The sequence below is a fragment of the Geodermatophilus sp. CPCC 205761 genome (genome assembly GCF_051383655.1).
Lineage (GTDB): Bacteria > Actinomycetota > Actinomycetes > Mycobacteriales > Geodermatophilaceae > Geodermatophilus.
The window spans coordinates 101695-119173 of sequence record NZ_JALPKQ010000001.1 but is presented as its reverse complement, the minus strand read 5'-3'; the positions used below and the strand labels follow the sequence as shown (position 1 = coordinate 119173).

Annotated in this window: 16 protein-coding genes; 5 read left to right on the top strand and 11 right to left on the bottom strand. The window is 76.0% G+C overall.

Translation table 11 applies throughout. The annotated features are described in order from the left end of the window. Positions 1 to 44 precede the first annotated feature (44 nt). Positions 45 to 671 carry a signal peptidase I gene (gene lepB / locus MY526_RS00590; protein ID WP_436689898.1) on the top strand — a complete coding sequence of 209 codons (627 nt, stop codon included), beginning with the start codon at positions 45 to 47 and terminating at the stop codon, positions 669 to 671. A gap of 117 nt (positions 672 to 788) precedes the next feature. Here lepB and MY526_RS00585 read toward each other — a convergent pair whose 3' ends face one another. From MY526_RS00585 to MY526_RS00570, 4 genes are all read right to left on the bottom strand, one after another. After that, positions 789 to 2327, bottom strand: coding sequence for a hypothetical protein (locus MY526_RS00585; protein ID WP_436689896.1), 1539 nt, complete (start codon positions 2325 to 2327; stop codon positions 789 to 791). Next, on the bottom strand, positions 2324 to 3847 hold the full coding sequence (locus MY526_RS00580) for an SCO6880 family protein (protein WP_436689894.1): 1524 nt from the start codon (positions 3845 to 3847) through the stop codon (positions 2324 to 2326). The genes MY526_RS00585 and MY526_RS00580 overlap by 4 nt, the downstream gene beginning before the upstream one ends. Then, positions 3844 to 5784 carry a hypothetical protein gene (locus tag MY526_RS00575; RefSeq protein WP_436702966.1) on the bottom strand — a complete coding sequence of 647 codons (1941 nt, stop codon included), beginning with the start codon at positions 5782 to 5784 and terminating at the stop codon, positions 3844 to 3846. Before MY526_RS00575 ends, MY526_RS00580 begins: the two co-directional genes overlap by 4 nt. Positions 5785 to 5905: 121 nt before the next feature. After that, complete coding sequence (locus tag MY526_RS00570; RefSeq protein WP_436689890.1) at positions 5906 to 6175, bottom strand: hypothetical protein; 270 nt, start codon at positions 6173 to 6175, stop codon at positions 5906 to 5908. 166 nt (positions 6176 to 6341) lie between these two features. Between MY526_RS00570 and MY526_RS00565 the strand changes: the two genes are divergently transcribed. From MY526_RS00565 to MY526_RS00555, 3 genes are all read left to right on the top strand, one after another. Continuing rightward, a complete protein-coding gene (locus MY526_RS00565) occupies positions 6342 to 7043 on the top strand; it encodes a hypothetical protein (RefSeq protein WP_436689888.1) in 702 nt (233 codons plus the stop codon). After that, on the top strand, positions 7040 to 8074 hold the full coding sequence (locus MY526_RS00560; protein WP_436702964.1) for a M23 family metallopeptidase: 1035 nt from the start codon (positions 7040 to 7042) through the stop codon (positions 8072 to 8074). Before MY526_RS00565 ends, MY526_RS00560 begins: the two co-directional genes overlap by 4 nt. 64 nt (positions 8075 to 8138) lie before the next feature. Then, positions 8139 to 9242 (top strand): spore photoproduct lyase family protein, encoded by a 1104-nt coding sequence (locus tag MY526_RS00555; protein WP_436702962.1) that lies wholly within the window; start codon positions 8139 to 8141, stop codon positions 9240 to 9242. 228 nt (positions 9243 to 9470) lie between these two features. Here the strand turns inward: MY526_RS00555 and MY526_RS00550 are convergent, their stop codons facing one another. After that, complete coding sequence (locus MY526_RS00550) at positions 9471 to 10160, bottom strand: DUF6766 family protein (RefSeq protein ID WP_436689882.1); 690 nt, start codon at positions 10158 to 10160, stop codon at positions 9471 to 9473. Positions 10161 to 10245: 85 nt separating this feature from the next. Next, on the bottom strand, positions 10246 to 10644 hold the full coding sequence (locus MY526_RS00545) for a hypothetical protein (RefSeq protein WP_436689880.1): 399 nt from the start codon (positions 10642 to 10644) through the stop codon (positions 10246 to 10248). Positions 10645 to 10781: 137 nt separating this feature from the next. Between MY526_RS00545 and MY526_RS00540 the strand changes: the two genes are divergently transcribed. After that, a complete protein-coding gene (locus MY526_RS00540) occupies positions 10782 to 12284 on the top strand; it encodes a phytoene desaturase family protein (RefSeq protein ID WP_436689878.1) in 1503 nt (500 codons plus the stop codon). A 1-nt stretch (position 12285) separates the two neighbouring features. On the opposite strand, the gene MY526_RS00535 is transcribed toward MY526_RS00540, so the two are convergent. The 5 genes from MY526_RS00535 to MY526_RS00515 form a co-directional block, all read right to left on the bottom strand. After that, positions 12286 to 13347, bottom strand: coding sequence for an MBL fold metallo-hydrolase (locus tag MY526_RS00535; protein WP_436702961.1), 1062 nt, complete (start codon positions 13345 to 13347; stop codon positions 12286 to 12288). A gap of 194 nt (positions 13348 to 13541) precedes the next feature. Continuing rightward, the gene (locus MY526_RS00530) at positions 13542 to 15005 is read right to left on the bottom strand and encodes a hypothetical protein (protein WP_436689874.1); all 1464 of its coding nucleotides are present in this window, start codon (positions 15003 to 15005) and stop codon (positions 13542 to 13544) included. Next, positions 15005 to 16516 carry a leucyl aminopeptidase family protein gene (locus MY526_RS00525; RefSeq protein ID WP_436702960.1) on the bottom strand — a complete coding sequence of 504 codons (1512 nt, stop codon included), beginning with the start codon at positions 16514 to 16516 and terminating at the stop codon, positions 15005 to 15007. The genes MY526_RS00530 and MY526_RS00525 overlap by 1 nt, the downstream gene beginning before the upstream one ends. A gap of 89 nt (positions 16517 to 16605) precedes the next feature. Next, the gene (locus MY526_RS00520; RefSeq protein ID WP_012947303.1) at positions 16606 to 16773 is read right to left on the bottom strand and encodes a DUF3117 domain-containing protein; all 168 of its coding nucleotides are present in this window, start codon (positions 16771 to 16773) and stop codon (positions 16606 to 16608) included. Positions 16774 to 16888: 115 nt separating this feature from the next. Beyond that, on the bottom strand, positions 16889 to 17437 hold the full coding sequence (locus tag MY526_RS00515; RefSeq protein ID WP_436689869.1) for a DNA-3-methyladenine glycosylase I: 549 nt from the start codon (positions 17435 to 17437) through the stop codon (positions 16889 to 16891). Positions 17438 to 17479 lie beyond the last annotated feature (42 nt).

The window sequence follows — 17479 nt, the reverse complement described above, 5'->3', positions numbered from 1 at the left end:
GGCACCGTCGTCCCCGCCCGGGGACGGCCGCCCGGTCTGCCGCCGTGGTCACCGGTGACCCCCGCACCGGTGACCACGGCGGCACCTCCCCCCGGACGACCGCCGCGGACGCCGGTGACCCCCGCACCGGCGTCCGCGGCGGTGCCCTGTGGCGCCGGCTGCTGCAGCTCGGCCCCTGGCTCGCGATCGGCACGGTGCTGGTGCTCATCGCGTCGATGTCCGGGCTCCTGCCCTGGCAGGTCATGCGGGTCGACTCGGACAGCATGCAGCCGACGATCGACATCGGGGACCTCCTCGTCGTCGACCGTGGCTCGGGCCCGGTCGAGCACGGCACCGTCGTCGCCGTCGAGGACCCCCAGGACGCCGAGGGGATGCTGGTCAAGCGGGTGGTCGGCGTCGGCGGCGACGTGGTCGCCATCGAGGACGGGGTCCTGCTGGTCAACGGCGTGGAGGTCTGCGAGCCGGCCATCGACCGGTCCCGGCTGGACGGCGTCTTCCACGGGCCGGTGGACGTCCCCGAGGGCACGCTCTTCCTGCTGAGCGACAACCGCGACCGCTCGATCGACTCCCGCACGTTCGGCCCGGTGCCGACCAGCTCGATGGTGGGCACGGTGTCCCTGCGGCTCTGGCCGTCCCCGGGCACCCTCCCCGACCCGTACGCGGGCTGCTGAGGCCCTCCCCGCACGCCCGCGAGCTCCGGTGGCCGGTCCGGCCACCGGAGCTCGCTGCGGTGCGGGATGCCTCGGGAGGAGGAGTCCCGGTCGCCACTCAGCGGCGACCGGGACGGCTCAGCCGCGGACGGGGCCGTCGGTGGCCGGCGAACCGGCCGAGGGGAACGCGAGGTCGTCGGCGGACCGCGACAGCTCGTGCCAGAGCTTGTTGGTGTCGTTGAGCTCGCGCTCGACGGCGGTGAGCGCCACGTGCACCGGGATGCCGGGGCGGCCGCCGACCTTGACGAGGAAGTGTCCGCGGCCGGGGGGCTCGGCCTCCGCGCCGGTGCCCGGGTTCCAGGCCGGCGGGTCCTGCCAGCCGACCAGCAGGTCCTGCTCGGCCTGGGTGAGCGGGACGGCGGAGGTCAGCATCGGCATCTCGGCCGACGGCAGCCCGCCGCAGATCACCATGCCGGAGCGCTCCACGAAGCCACGGGCCTTCATCCGGTCCTCCTCGGTGGGGAGGGCCAGGAGGTCGCTCATCGTGTGGCTGACCATCGCCATGCCGACGCCGCGCTGCCGGTTGAGCCGGGTGAGCGCGTCGACCCGGTCGACCATGCCGCGGCCGGCGCGCAGCGCCCGCCACAGCTCGTCGAGGACGACGAAGTGGTGCCGGCGCGGCTCCAGGCCGGCGTCGGCCAGGGCGTGCGCGACGCTGATCGAGCCGAAGCCGGCCGACCAGCAGGCGAGCAGCACCGCGGCCTGCAGGTCGTTCTGGGCGTCGTCGACGCTGGACACGTCGAAGACGACCGGGCGGTCGCGGCGGATCGGCGTCGTCGTCGGCTCGGCGAAGATGCGGCCCAGCCGCCCACCGCCGGTGAGGCCGATCAGGGTCGCCTCGAGCTCCTCGGTCACGTCGTCGTAGCGGGCACGGTCCCCGCGGTCCAGCGCCGCGGCGCGGACGTCCTCGGGCGCGGCCCGCAGCACCTCGAGCAGGTGGTGCAGCGTCGGCGCTCCCAGCCGCTCGGCGTCGTGGGTGTCGTCGAGCACGCGCAGCGCCCGGTCGAGCACCGTCTCCTCGCGGTCGGTGGGCGGGGTACCGCGCATGACGGTGATGAGCGCGGAGACGATGGCGTGCCGGCGTCCGTGGGCGTCGGCCAGCACCTGGGTGCGGGCGTCGCCGGTCAGCCGCCGGGCGGCGGCGAGCGCCTCGCCCGGGTCGAGCACGTTGAGGTGACCGCGGCCGCGGCCCAGGCGGATGACCTGGCCGCCGATGGCCTCCACCAGGTCGACGTAGTCGGGCTTGAGGTCGCCGAGGACCATCGGCAGCACGCCGTAGCCGGCCAGGCCGAGGGCCATCCGGCGGACGACCGTCGACTTGCCGAGGCCGGGTTTGCCCAGCACGAAGGCCGACGGGTTGCTGATGAGGTTGGCCCGCTGGAACCAGCTGATCGGGTCGCAGCACAGGGTCGCGCCGGAGAGCAGGTTGCGGCCCAGCGGCACGCCGGTCATCGGCGTCCCCGCGCCGGCGGCGAACGGCCACAGGCCGCACGCCTGCACCGTGGTGGCCCGCCACTCGTCGGGGGCCTGCACGTACGTCGCCGCTCCCCCGCCGCGGCCGGGCCAGCCGCGGGACCCGGGCCCCGGGGCCGGCCGGCTCGCCCGCTTGCGCGTCACAGCGCCTCCCGGAGCTCGCTCGGGACGTTCAGGTGGGCCGAGGGCACGATACCCAGGGGCAGCGCGGCGGCGAAGGCCGAGTCCTGCGACCCGTAGACCGGGCGCAGCTGGATCCGGGCGGTCGCGGACAGGCTGTCGACGGCGGCGCGGACGACGTCGAGCGCGGCGTGCGGGTCGTCGAGCAGGTCGGCGTCGGTGACGGTCGCCGTCACGAGCATGCCGAAGTCGATCAGGCCGGCGCCCCGGGCCTCCTCCTCCGCGGTGAGCGCCGCGGCGCGCTGCTCCTGCAGCGTCCGGGCGGTGGGCCGCGAGGAGGACGAGGCGCGGAAGTCGGCGGTGCGCCGGTCCTGCTCGACGGCGCGGGCGGCGCGGCCGGCGTCCAGCGGCCGGTAGAGCAGGGTGACCCGCTTGCGGTCGATGTCGGGGTGCGGGGCGATGAGGTCGGCCAGCACGGAGGAGTACACCTCGCCGCGCGGCGCCTCCGTCATGGACCAGGTGACCGACAGCGCCCCGTCGTGGCGGTAGTGACCCCAGGCGGCCTGGGCGGCGGTCGGGCCGACGTCGGACCACTGCAGCTCGGGAGCGGCCCCGGTGGCGTGCGCCTCGTCGAGCACCCGCGCGGCGGACGGGTCGTAGGCCACCCGGACCACCTCGCACAGCTCCTGCGCGGTCGCCGGGCGGACGACGCCCGCGCCGGTGGCGCTGAGGCCGGCGGTGAGGCCGGGCAGCCGGGTGCCGATGTCGCGGGCGACGTCGGCGGGCTCCCGCTTGCGGCCGCCGGCGCGGCCCGCGGCGGTGAAGGTGAGGGAGACGTACGCGGTGACCGTCGCCGAGCCGGCCGGGTAGGTGTCGACCACCTCGCGCAGCATCTCGAGGGCGACCGAGGGGCCGCGGGGGTCGAGGTGGGTGTCGACCTCGCGGCGCAGCCGGGTGCCGGAGTCCGGCGCGGTCTCCACCGTGACCGACGCGGCCACCAGACCCGGCTCGTTGCCGAGCGCGCTCAGCCAGGCACCCCAGTGCGCCACCCAGGTGTCGATCTGCTCCTCGTCGACCAGCGAGGCGCCGTCGGGCTCGGTGACCAGGACCACCGTGGCGTGCCGGGTGGCCGGGACGGTGACCATCGCGAACGGGCGGCCGTGCGAGTCCTGCCACTCCGACAGCTCGGACGCCGCGGCCAGCCCGGGCAGCTGGTTCGTCCCGGTCGGGACGCGGCCGAGGGGGCCCGAGCGGTACACGTTCGCCCCGCTGCGCCGGGCCCGCGCCCAGCCGAGCCGGGTCGACAGCCGCTGCACCCCCGACCGGTGGTGCCGGTCACGGACCACCAGCAGGGTCAGCAGCAGGCCGAGGACCACGGCGACGGCGATCGCCCACAGCAGACCGGCGAGCATCAGGGCGGCGATGACGCCGATCAGACCGAGCAGCAGGAGCGCCGTCCCGAGGGCGCCCAGGCTGCCCAGGCCGGCGCTGCCCGGCCGGCGCCAGTTCCCGTAGGTGCGGGGGGAGTCGGACGGCGCGGTCACGAGTCGGAGTCCTCTCGATCCGGGCGCTGGGTGGGGATCGGGGCGATCTCGGTGGCGGCGCCGGCCCTGGCGACCCGGGCACGGATGGCCTCACGCTCGGGCTTGCGGCCCAGCCCGGGGAAGGCGTCGACGACCGGGCCGGCCACGCCCAGCCGGGCGGCGCCGACGCGGGCGTCCCGGGGCAGGGTGCCGGCCGCGTGGCGCGGGGCAGCGCCGCGGGCCGAGGGCACCCGCACCGACGCGGCACCGCCGCCGGCGCCGGTGGCCACGGTGACGGGGGCGACCGCACGGGCACCGGTCGGCAGCCCGTGTGCGCCGGCGGCGCGGACCCGGCTGCTGGCGGCGACGGTCCGCACCATCGGCCGCAGCACCCGGAGCATCACCGGCAGGGCGGCGATGGCCAGCAGGAGGAACGTGGTCCCGGTCAGCGCGGCGACCAGGGGCGAGTCCTCGGGCAGCGGGGTGAGGAAGGCGGCGGCGTACACGAGCGCGGCGGCCGGCTGGTAGAGCGCGAACGCGACGGTCCAGGTGAGGGTCCGGACGAAGACGGCGCGCCCGGTGTCGGTGTTGGTCGCCGACGCGGTGAGCGGCAGCACGCCGGCGAGGACCACCAGCACCACGCCCCGCGCGACCAGCAGCACGACCTGCACGACGGCGGCCAGGAGCGTGGCCGTGCCGACCAGCACGCTGAGGACGACGGAGAGCTCCTCGGTGCGCTGGAGCGCGAGCAGGTCGGTCAGTCCGGCCTCCACGTCGCCGGTGGCCTGTTCGAGGATCCAGCCGGAGAACGCGTCGGACGCGCTCACCAGCAGGATCACGCCGGTCAGGCCGGCGCCGGAGACCAGCACCAGCGTGCCGAGGCCGCGCAGCAGCTCGGCCAGCGGCTGGGTGCGGCGCATCCAGGCCATCCGGCCGGCCGCGACCAGCACGGCCAGGACGGCGATCGCGCCGGTGTACCAGGCCAGCGACCCGGTCAGCAGCCCGGTCGCCTCGGACGGCGTCGCGATGCCGTCGGCGCCGATGGTGCCGATGCCGGGGGACGGCGGGTCCGCCCACAGTCGCGCCACGGCGGCCAGCGCGTCGCCGGCCGCCTCGACGATCTCCCGCGCCAAGTCGCCCAAGGGGTCACTTCCTCCAGTCTGGTCCACCACGCCGACGCCCGCGGCCGGGATGGCCGGGTCGAGGAACGCCTCGCCGAAGTCGGCGGCGGTGGGGTCGGTGCTGCTGATGTCGGCACTGCCGGAGAGCGTGTCGCCGATGCCGAGGGCGTCGAGGCCGGAGCCGTCGAGCCCCGAGCCGTCGAGGCCCGTTGCGTCGAGGCCGGCGCCGTCGGGACCGTCGAGCCCCGAGCCGCCCGGCCCGCCGCCACCGAAGTCGCCGCCGCCGGAGCGGCCGTCGCCCGGGTCCGCGGCCGGCGGCACGATCGCGGCGGGGATGCGGTCGGTCTCGACCGCGGTCTCCTGCGGCGTGGGCGGCGCCGGCGGGGGTGGGGCGTTGTCCACCACGCCGGCGGGGATGCGGTCGGTCTCGACCGCGGTCTCCTCCGGCGTGGGCGGCGCCGGGTCCGTGGTCGGCGTCGTCGGGTCCGTGGTCGGGGTGGCCGGGTCGGTCGTCGGGTCCGTGGTCGGGGTGGCCGGGTCGGTCGTCGGGTCCGTGGTCGGCGTCGCCGGGTCCGTCGTCGGGGTGGCCGGGTCGGTCGTCGGGTCCGTGGTCGGCGTCGCCGGGTCCGTCGTCGGGTCCGTGGTCGGCGTCGCCGGGTCCGTCGTCGGGTCGGGAGCCGGCGTCGTCGGCTCGGGGCTCGGCTCGGGAGCCGGGGTGGTCGGCTCGGGGCTCGGCTCGGGAGCCGGGGTGGTCGGCTCAGGGCTCGGCTCGGGAGCCGGGGCCGGCGGCTCCGGCTCGGGTTCCGGCTCCGGCGAGGGGGCTGCGGTGGCGGTCACCGCGGGTTCCGGGGACGGCTCGGGCACGGACGTCGACGCAGACGTGGGCGCGGCCGAGGTGGCCGTCGCCTCCGCCGTCGTCGTCTCCGCTGCCATGCCTGACCTCGCCCCCGAGCGCCCGTCAGACCAGGGCCGCGATCAGCCCGGAGGCCGAACCGACGAGGACCGCTCCACCCAGGACGTAGGCCAGGCTCACCGCGTGCTCGGCGCCCTCACCGCGCCGGTGGGCAAGCGCCATCCGCGCCCCGACCATCAGGACGCCGACGACGCAGACGGCCAGCACGGTCCACGCGACCCACTGGACGATGGTGACGATGCCCTCCGACCCGGGCGGGGCGATGCCCTGGCCGGGGTCGACCACGGCCTGCGCGAGAGGTGCGAGCGAGCTCATCGGTTCCGTCCCTGGATGTCGTGAGTGGCATGACCACGGTGCAGTGCGGGCCGCACCAGCGGCAATGCCCGACATTGGGGGTGCCGTCGGGGTCCTCCGACCGGCTCTACTCCTTGCTGCACCGGTGTGGCGGGGGTCCCGCCGGGGTTGACAGGAGGGCTCGGGCATGTCCAGCTCGCGACGGTGGCTCGCGGGAACCGCCGCACTGGTCGTGGCGCTCCTGCTCGGCGGCTGCGGCGGCGCCCCGGATCGACCCGAGCCGCGCCCCGAGCCCACCGCCGCGGCGGAGGACGGGCCCGGTGACGCCGACGCCGCCCTCCCGGCCGCGCTGCCCTCCCCCACCGACGACGCCGACTCCCAGCAGTCCGCCCTCGACGCGGCCACGGCCGCGATGACCGCCTTCGCCCGGCCCGACCTCGACGCCGGCACCTGGTGGACGGAGTTCTCCCCGTTCCTGAGCCCGTCGGCCACGGTCGCCTACGAGGGCACCGACCCCGCGCTGGTCCCGGTGTCCGCGGTGACCGGGGCCCCGCTGCCGACGCCGGCGGTCAGCCCCTACCTCGCGACCGTGCGCGTGCCGACCGACGCGGGCCAGTACGCCGTCCTCCTCGTGCGCGAGGGCGCCGGCGCGCCGTGGCTGGTCGAGCGGATCACGCCGGTCGAGGCCGCCGATCCCGCGGTGCCCGGGGACGTCGCGCCGGTGGAGCCGGTGGACCCGGCCGGGCCCGGGTCGGTGGACCCGGCCGAGCCCGCCGTTCCGGAGGCCGAGACCGTGCCGCCGGAGGCCGGGACCGCGGAGGACGCGGGCGGCGCGCTGGACGGCGACGCCCCGGTTCCCGGGACCGGAGCCACGGAGCCGGCACCGTGAGGCGCCTGCTCCTGGTGGCCGCTGCCGTCGCACCGGTCCTCGTCGCGGGCGGCCTGGTCACCGCGGCCCTGGTCACCCACGAGGACCCGCAGGCCGGCGCCTGCGCCCCGGTCGGGACGTCGGTCAGCGTGGCGGGCATGCCGGACGGGCCCGTCGCCGGCTGGGAGGGCCAGCAGCTGGTGAACGCGGCGCTGATCATGGAGGCCGGCGAGGCGATGGGCGTGAGCGCCCGCGGCCAGGTCATCGGCGTCATGACCGCGATGGGCGAGTCCTCGCTGACGGTGGTCGACCACGGCGACGCCGTCGGCCCGGACAGTCGCGGGCTGTTCCAGCAGCGCGCCAACGGGGCGTGGGGCAGCTACGAGGACCGGATGAACCCGACCACCTCGGCGACCAACTTCTACGCCGCGCTGCTCGAGGTGGAGGGCTGGGAGGCGCTGCCGCCGACGCTGGCCGCCCACAAGACGCAGCGCAACGCCGACCCGTACCACTACGCCCGCTGGTGGGACGACGCGCTGGAGGTCGCCGCCGCGCTCTCCGGCGCCACCGTCACCGGCCTCGCGCCGGGCACCGGATCGGTCGCGTGCACCGGGGTCAGCCCGCTGCTGCGGTCGGTCACCGGCGAGTGGACCATCCCCACCGAGGGCCCGCTCACCAGCGGTTTCGGGCAGCGCAACAGCCCGACCGGCGGCGGGGTGCGGCTGCACGCCGGCCTGGACCTCGCGCCGGGCTGCGACGCGCCCATCGTCGCGGCGGCGGCCGGGGTGGTCGTCCGCGCCGGCGCGTCCTCCGGCTACGGCAACCTCGTCGTCGTCGACCACGGCGGCGGCGTCGTCACCCGGTACGCGCACATGGAGGACGACGACCTGCTCGTCGTCGTCGGCCAGCCGGTCGTCGCCGGCCAGCAGGTCGCCCGCGTGGGCACGAAGGGCGACTCGACCGGGTGCCACCTGCACTTCGAGGTGTACCAGGACGGCGCCCCGGTCGACCCGCTGCCCTTCCTCACCGACCGCGGCCTCGACCTGCGCTGACGAGGGTGGCCCAGGGCGCAGTCCCGGCCGGAATCCCGCGCCCGCGGGCGCTGCTGGACCTGGTGTGGGAGCCGCCGCCTCGCCGTCCCCCGTCCACCCCGACACCGATCTGTCGCGCCTCCTGCAGGTCCGCGAGATCCACGCCGAACCGGCCGCCCTCGACTCCGCCCGGGGACGGGAGGTGCTGGCCCGCTTCCCCGGCGCGGAGGTGATCGAGGTCCCGTCGCACTGGCAGATCCCCGAGCTGCACGGCAACGCGGGCAACGTCGACCGCTGGGTCCGGGTGAAGTCCGAGACGCTGGTGCTCGGGGTCAAGAAGTCGCTGACCGCGCGGGCCAACAGCCGCTCGTCGAACTGGATCGCGCCCTCGACGTCCAACGGCTGCGCCATGGCCTGCGCCTACTGCTACGTGCCGCGGCGCAAGGGCTACGCCAACCCGATCACGGTGTTCACGAACATCGAGCAGATCACCGGCTACCTGCGCCGGCACGTGGCCCGGCAGGGTGCCAAGACCGAGGCCGACCAGTGCGACCCGGTGAGCTGGGTCTACGACATCGGCGAGAACAGCGACTGCTCGGTCGACGCGCTGGTCAGCGACAACGTCGCCGACCTGGTCGGCACCTTCCGGGGGCTGCCGACGGCCAAGGCGTCGTTCGCCACCAAGTACGTCAACCGGCAGCTGCTCGACCTCGATCCGCAGGGCCGCACCCGGATCCGCTTCTCGCTCATGCCCGACGTCGACGCGAAGGTGCTCGACGTGCGCACCAGCCGCGTCCCCGAGCGGATCGCCGCGGTCGACGACTTCGTCGCCGCCGGCTACGAGGTGCACCTCAACCTCTCCCCCGTCGTGCTGCGCGAGGGATGGGAGGCCGACTGGGCCGAGCTGCTGCGCCGGCTGGACGACGAGCTGTCCCCGGCGGCCAAGGCCCAGGCCGCGGCCGAGGTGATCATGCTGACCCACAACCGCGACCTGCACGAGGTCAACCTCGGCTGGCACCCGAAGGCCGAGGAGCTGCTCTGGCGGCCGGACCTCCAGCAGCCCAAGCGCAGCCAGAACGGCCAGTGGAACGTGCGCTACCGCAATGACGTCAAGCGGGCCGGAGTGACCCGGTTGCAGGAGCTGATCGCGGCGCACGCGCCCTGGCTGCGGGTGCGCTACGCGTTCTGAGCCGACGTGTCGCGATGTCGACATGACGCCATGTCGACGCTGCGTGTCCACTGCCTGACGTGGCGTGCGCGACCCTGGTACCACTCCCCGGAGAGGCGAGGAGGGGGATGACGCTCGACGCCGGCACCGTCGCCCCCCACCAGCGCCGTCGAGGAGCAGCTGCGCACCTCGCGGCACGAGGCCGACGACCTCGCCGTGCTCGCGGTGTCCGTTCCGCGTAGCGGGTGGTCAGCCGGTCTGGCCGGTCTCCGCGTGTGCGGCGCCCACCGGCTTGGACTCCGGCGACCCCCGCTGGCGCAGGTAGACGGCGAAGACCGCCATCGAGCCGACGGCGAGCATCTCCGACTGCCAGTTCTGGAAGGAGCGGTTCCAGAAGTCGGCCTCGCCCAGGTAGCCGACGTAGGTGACGGGGTCCTGCTTCTCGGCCAGCTGCTCGGAGTTGAAGGCCGCCCAGCCGGCGATCGACGAGGCGGCCCAGGTCAGCAGGAACAGGGTGCCCATCAGCAGGCCGAGCGAGCGGGAGAACACCGCCGTCCGCCAGCCTCCGGGCCGCGCCCACGCCGGGGAGTGCCCGTCGGCGTGCCGGCCGACCTGCTGCTCCTCGTCGGACTCCGTCCCCTCCTCGCCGGGCTTCTTCGACTCCGACGACCCGCGCTGCACGAGCCAGACGGTGGCGAAGACGTAGAGGAAGAACTGCAGGTACTCCGACTGCCAGTTCTCCATGACGTCGACGCCGAAGGACGACGAGGTGACGTAGTCGAGGAACGAGACGGTCGGCAGCCCGTTGGCCACCTGCTGGGCGTTGACGTCGGCGGTCCCGGAGATCGCCTGGCCGGCCAGCGTGACGACGAACAGCGCACCGAACGCGAGGCTGAGCGCGTTGGCCCGGAAGAACCCGTAGCGGTCGGGGGCGCTCATCGGCCCATCAACCCCAGCGCGGTGACGTAGACGATCCCCACCACGATCACGACCAGGAACCCGACGAACACCGCCCGGACGCCGTTCACGGCCCCTCCACCTCACAGTCGTAGGGGGCATCGGCCCGGGGCTCGCAGGCCGCGGCGACCACCCGCCACCCCGCGGGGGTCTCGGTGAGGAACAGCGTGTCGCCGCTGAGCCGGACCTGGGCGTCACCGCCCCAGACCTCCACCGACTCGACGGCGCCGCCCTCCAGCGGGAGCTCGGAGATCACGTCGGCGCAGGACGCCGACTCCTCGGACTCCAGCGCGGCCAGCGTGGCCGGCACCAGCAGGGCGCACCGCTCGCCGGGGTTCCCCTCGGTGTCCTCGAACGCCGCGGCGACGTCGCCGACGTCGTCCGACTGCGCACCGGCGCAGCCGGACAGCAGCGCCGCGACCCCCAGCACCGCGCCCACCAGGCACCTCTTCGTCGAGGTTCCCACGTGGCCCTCCTGCTCTCCCCCTCCACCCGGCGGTGGTCGCCGGGACGATCGCCTTCCCGCCCCGGAGACCCGTCAAACGATCTTCACCCGTCGGGGGAACCGGGGGTTGCCTCGGCGTCCGCGGTTACCGTGGCCGCGTGGCGCGGGTGGCGGTCGTCGGCGCCGGACTGGGCGGGCTGGCGGCGGCGGCCCGGCTGGCCGCTCTCGGGCACGCGGTCACCGTGCTGGAGCAGGCGCCGGCCGTGGGCGGCAAGCTCGGCTGGTACGCCCGCGACGGGCACGGCTTCGACACCGGCCCGAGCCTGGTGACCCTGCCGCAGGTGTACCGGGACCTGTTCGACGCGACCGGTGGTCCGCTGGAGGACGCCGTCGAGCTGGTGCGTCTCGATCCCGCCGTCGCCTACCGCTTCGCCGACGGGACGCCGCTGGTCGTGCCCGGCACCCGAGCCGCGATCCCGGACGCGCTCGACGCCGCCCTCGGACCGGGCGCCGGAGCGCAGTGGGCCGGCCTCCTCGAACGGGGAGAAGCGATGTGGCGGGTCACCGAGGGGCCCTTCCTGCGCTCGCCCCTGGCCGGTGCCGCCACGCTCGCGCGGCTGGCCCGCAGCGCCTCCGACGTCGCCACCGTGGCGCCCTGGCAGACGCTGCGAGGCCTGGGCGCGGCCCACCTCGCGCACCCGGCGCTGCGCACCCTGCTCGACCGGTACGCCACCTACTCCGGGTCCGACCCGCGGCGGGCGCCGGCGGTCCTGGCCACGGTCCCCTACGTCGAGCAGGAGTTCGGCTCCTGGTACGTACGCGGGGGGCTGCGCCGGCTGGCCGTGGCGGTCGCGGAGCGGGCGGTCGAGCGCGGCGCCGTCGTCCGCACCGGCTGCACCGTGGAGCAGGTGCTGACCGCGGGTGGGCGGACGTCGGGGGTGCGGCTGGCCGGCGGGGAGGCGGTGCGCGCCGACGTCGTCGTCTCCGGCGCGGACGCCGCGGGCCTCTACGCCGACCTGCTGCCGGCGTCCCGGTCCACCCGCAGCGTGCGCCGCGACCTGGCCCGGAGCACGCCGTCGCTGTCGGGCGTCGTGCTGCTGCTCGCCCTGCGCGGGCGGACACCGGGGCTCGCGCACCACACCGTGCTCTTCCCCGAGGACTACGACGCGGAGTTCGACGCGGTGTTCGGCGGCGGCCGGCACCGCGGGCGGCCGCAACCGGTGGACGATCCCACCGTCTACATCAGCGCGCCCGACGACCCGGCCACGCGGCCCGACGAGGACAGCGAGTCGTGGTTCGTGCTGGTCAACGCCGCACGCCACGACCCGGCCGGGGGAGTCGACTGGGACGCCCCCGGCCTGGCCGACCGCTACGCATCCCGGGTGCTCGAGGTGATGGCGCGGCGCGGGCTCGACGTCCGGGACCGGTTGCGCTGGTGCGTCGTCCGGACCCCCGCCGACCTGGAGCGGGACACCCGCAGCGTGGGCGGGGCCATCTACGGGACGTCGAGCAACGGCGCCCGGGCGGCGTTCCTCCGTCCCGGCAACGCCTCCCCCGTCCCCGGCCTCTTCCTCGTCGGGGGCTCCTCGCACCCCGGGGGCGGGCTGCCGCTCGTGGCGCTGTCGGCCGAGATCGTCGCCGGGCTCGTCGGTCCCGTGTGAGTCACTGCCCGACCGCGAACACCTGCCCGTCGGCGGCGACCGTCACCGGACCGCCGAAGACGGTCCGGGTCGGGGCCGCGTCCGAGTCGTCCTGGATGCCGCCGAGGTGGCTGAGCACGAGGTGGCCCACGCCGGCGTCCCGGGCCACCCGGCCCACGGCCTGCAGGTCGGTGTGGCTCTCGAGGATGTGTTCCAGCAGGTCGGGGGGCAGGCCCTGCGCCTGGTAGAACGCGGGGTCGATCGCCTCGTGGACCAGGACGTCTGCGCCGGTGGCCAGCCGGACGACGTTCGGGTGCTCGGTCGTGTCGCCGGAGATGACGACCGAGCCGTCTGCCGAATCGAACCGGAAAGCCAACGCCGGGAAGACCGGTGGGTGGTTGACCAGCGTGGCCAGCACGCGGACGGACGCGTCCGCGTAGACCTCGAACGGCTCCATCTCCGGGCACGGGTTGCGGTCCGGATCCGCGTGGACCGCTGCGGGGAGCCGGATGTCCTCGGCCCGGACGAGGTCGTCGAGAGGTGCCCGGCCCTCGTCGTACACCCGGATGTTGACGTCGTAGGCGTACGCCTGCAGCAGGTCGACGACGAACCGCTCGGTGCTGGCCGTGGACGGAGGGACGTGGACCTCGGCGCCCTGGGGCAGCGGCGCCGGCCCCGGGCCCAGGATGCGGACCGGTTCGACGATGCCGTTCACGCCCGGGCCCCAGTTGTAGAGCAGCAGGCCGGGCAGCTCGCTGATGTGGTCGGAGTGCAGGTGGGTGATGAACAGGGCGCGCAGGCGGTCCATGGTCAGGCCCGCAGCGGCCGCTTGCCGGACCATACCCAGGCCGCAGTCGACCAGGTACAGGTTCCCGGTGACCACGACGGCGGTGGAGATGCCGATCCGCGGCCCCCGGATGGCTGGGCCGGCGGCCGTGCCGAGCGTGACGACGTGCGTCCCCGTGCCGGGCACCGGCGTGGACTGGTCGGTGGTTCGAGCGGCGGCTGCGGGCGCGGCGGCCCCCAGGAGACCCGAGGCCAGGACGGCACCGCCGGAGACGGTGAACAGCCTTCGTCGGGACATCCCACCGTGAGACGGAAGGGTCATGAGCGTCCCTCTCGGTGCAGCGGGCGCGGTCGCCCTCTGACATCCACCTGGGCTCGGTGAGATGCGCGACACGCTAGTGCGCGGGGACGGACCTGACCGCGGCGGGCTCCTGTCCGACTCACGACGCACGGCGACGACACGGACGTCTGTCGCACGACCGGGGCCGGCGGTCAGCCGCGGGCGGCGCCGTAGCCGAGCAGGGCGGCCAGGCCGAGGGCACTGCGCGGCGCGTAGGGGCCTCGCCACAGGCCGCCGTGCGCGGCGGCGTGCGCCTCGTCCTGCCACGGGTGCTCGTGCGCCGGGCCGCCGCCGGTGTGCAGGTCGTGGACGAGCAGCGCCGCCATGAGCACGTTGGATGTCGCCGGTTCGAACACCTCGACGCCGAACCGGTGCGCCCCGGCGTAGGCCGCCGCCAGCGCCCGGTTCTTCACGACCGACCGGGTGCGGGTCGGCGGCGCCACGTTCATGGACACCGTGGTCCCCGCCGCCCGCGCGGTCGTCGCCCGCCACCGCTGCAGCCGCTTGGCAAGCGCGTAGTTCGGGCCCTGCTGGGCCACCAGGCTGTCGGCGATGCCCGGATCGGTGCCCGGCACGTAGGCCCGCCGCAGCAGCCGGCCGGCCGAGAGAGTCCGCAGCGGCCGACCGACCAGCTTGCCCAGCCGCGACCGCCCGGCATAGGCGCGCACCGACTGCTCGACCGCCTCCGCGGGGACGGCGAACACGTCGGTGGGCGTCGCGAGGAACGCCAGCGCGAGGTCGTCACGGGCCGCGGCCAGCCGGACGGTGAGGGCGTCGACGGCCACCGAGACCCGCACGTTGGTCGCGCCGTCGGCGTAGACGTAGTTGCCCAGCACCGCCCGCCCGGGCAGCGCGGCCACCCAGTCGGCGGCGGCGGGCACCTCGGCGATCAGGTCGGCCCCGGCCGCGGCGGGCGTCGCGGCGCCCGCCTCGCTGGTGGGCAGCAGCAGCGTGCCCGCCCCGCGGCGGGCGGTGTCGAGCACCCGCTCCCACAGCGCCGAACGGGGCAGGTCGATCCCGGCCACCCGCGCACCCCAGCGCAGCAGCGCGGTCAGCGGCCCCATCTCCGCGCCCGCCCCGAGGACCACCACGGTGGTGTCGGGCAGCGCCAGCCACTCGGGATGCGCGGCGACGGTGCGGACCGCCTCGGCGCACGACGGCTCCACGACCCCGGCCTCGACCCAGCTGTCGAGCCGGCGCAGCAGCGCGTCGCCGCGCAGCCGCGAGCCCCGGAACGGCACGGACAGCTCACGTTCTGGCTCCGCGGTGCCGCGCACCTCGGCCGTGGCGAGGGGGCGCCCGGCCGGTGCGGTGGCCAGGGCGTCGAGACCGGCTTCGGCGCCGTCCGCGCCGGTGACCCGCATCCGCCCGTGCAGGGACGTCAGGCCCGCGTCGGCGATGGACAGCGCCGCGGCCCGCGAGGGCAGCCCCGCCTCGACCAGCCGCCGGAAGTGGGTCAGGTACCCGGCCCGCCAGTTGGTCTCCCGCTCGGCAGCGAGCGCGCCGGGCGGGTCGACCCCGCGCAGCGCGTCGGCGACGACGGCCCGGCCGAGGGCCGCGGTGCTGCGCCGCCCGTCGGGCCCGGCCGGGAAGACCACGCCGGTGTCGTCGGCCATCAGTCCACGGTCATCGGGGCGGAGGCCGGTGCGCCGGCCTCCAGCCACCGCAGCAGGGTGCGGGCGCCGAAGCCGGTGCCGCCCTTGACGATCTCCGCCTCGTCGGCACCCGCCCGCGCCGGGCCGGCGACGTCGAGGTGCGCCCACGGCAGGTCGCCGGCGAACGGCCGCAGGAACAGCGCGGCGGTCGTGCCGCCGGGGTTCCCGGGCGCGTTGTTGGCGTCGGCGATCGCGCTCTCCAGCAGGTCGGCGTGCTCCTCCGCCAGCGGCATCCGCCAGACCGCCTCCCCGGCGTGCGCGGCGGCGGTGCGCAGCGCATCGGCCAGGCCGTCGGTGGTGGCGTACAGGCCGGCGGTGCGGGTGCCCAGCGCGACCTTCATCGCCCCGGTCAGCGTGGCGACGTCGACCAGCACGGTGGCGCCCAGGCGCAACCGCGCGTGGGCCAGGCCGTCGGCGAGCACCATGCGGCCCTCGGCGTCGGTGTTGAGCACCTCCGTCGTCCGGCCGCCGACGTGCCGGACGACGTCGGCCGGACGGTAGGACGAGCCGGAGACGGCGTTCTCCGCCGCGGGGACGACGGCGGTGACCGCCACCGGCAGCTCCAGCCGCGCCGCGGCGTCGACCGCGGCCAGCACCGCGGCGCCGCCGGCCATGTCGGTCTTCATCTCCCGCATGCCGGCGTTGGGCTTGATCGAGATGCCGCCGGTGTCGAAGGTGATCCCCTTGCCGACGAGGACCGGGTGTCCCGGCCGCGCCGTCGGCGGGCGGTAGCTCGCCACGACGACCCGGGGCGGGCTGGCCGACCCGCCACCGACGGCGAGCACGCCGCCGAAGCCGCCTGCCCGCAGCTCCTCGGGACCGAGCACGGTGACGGTGACGTGCGGCAGGCCGCCCAGCCGGGCGGTCGCCTGCTCGGCCAGCCAGGCGGGGTCCTTGGTGTTGCTGGGCGTGTTGACCAGGTCGCGGGCCCAGGCCACCGCGTGCCCGGCGACCTCGCCGGCGCGGGCGGCCGCGCCCACGGCGGGGTCGGCGGCGTCCGCGGCGACGACGGTGACGGTCGCCAGGCGCGGCGGGTGCGGCCGGGAAGTCTCGCGGTAGCGGTAGCCTGCCAGCAGCGCGGCCTCGACGGCGGCGCGCACCTCCTCGGCTCCGGCCGGCGCGGCGGCGTCGTCCACGGGGAGGACCAGCCGGCGGGCGCCGTGCTCGGCGAGGGTCTGGGCTCGGCGCACCGCGACACCGACGTAGGCGCGCAGGTCGAGCAGGGTGGCGTCGCCGACGCCGACCGCGACCACGCTGCGCGGGCGCCGGCCGGGGACCGGGACGTTGGTGATCGTGCCCGGCCGGCCGGTGTTGCCGGTGTCACGCAGCGCGCCGGTGAGCAGCGCGGCGTCGACCGGGGAGCCGGGTGCCTCCAGCCAGCCGGGCAGCGCCGTGCCGGAGCCGACCGGGACGGCGAGGACGTCGTCCTCCCCCAGCGCCGGCAGCGTGGTGGTGACCTCGACCCGCGGCAACGGCGCGGCCCCGGTCGCCGGCGTGCTGCCGGCGGCCGGGGCCGTGACGTCCTGCGCGGGGCTGCCCGGGGGCAGATGCGCTGCGGTGTTCAGCTGGTCGCGCCCTTCAGTGCCTCGGAGAGGGCCGCGGCCTCGTCGGGCGACAGCTCGACGACCAGGCGACCGCCGCCTTCGAGCGGTACGCGCATGACCAGGCCGCGCCCCTCCTTGGTGACCTCCAGGGGACCTTCACCAGTGCGCGGCTTCATGGCCGCCATGCGTGCCTCCTTCACCGGCCACCCACGACCGGGCCGGTCGTGGTGTGGCGTTCGTCGATGCTCAGCTCCGGTCCCATGATCCCGTATCCGCGGCAGGGTTCCAACACGAGCCCCCTCAGGGGCCCGCCCGGAAGCAGTCGGCGACGTGGTCGTCGACCATCCCCGTGGCCTGCATGAGCGCGTAAGCGGTCGTCGGGCCGACGAAGACGAAGCCGCGGCGCCTGAGCTCCTTGGCCATCGCCGTGGACTCGGGGCTGGTCGCCGGGACGTCGGCCAGCGACGCCGGACGGGGCCGCGGACCGGGCGGTGCGAACGACCACAGCAGCGCGTCGAGCCCCTCCGGCACCTGCTGCGCGGCCCGGGCGTTGGCGATCGACGCCCGGATCTTGGCCCGGTTCCGGACGATGCCCGCGTCGGCCATCAGCCGGGCCTCGTCCTCCTCGGTGAACTCGGCGACCGCGTCGATCGAGAACCCGGCGAACGCGGTCCGGAACGCCGGGCGCTTGCGCAGGATGGTGATCCACGACAGCCCCGACTGGAACGCCTCCAGGCAGAGCCGCTCGAACAGGGCGTCGTCGCCGTGCAGCGGGGTGCCCCACTCCTCGTCGTGGTAGACGACGTACTCGGGGGCGCTGTCCCCCCATTCACACCTGATGCGGTCCACGGCGCGGAACGCTAGCCGGGGGCACCGACACCCCTACGGTCG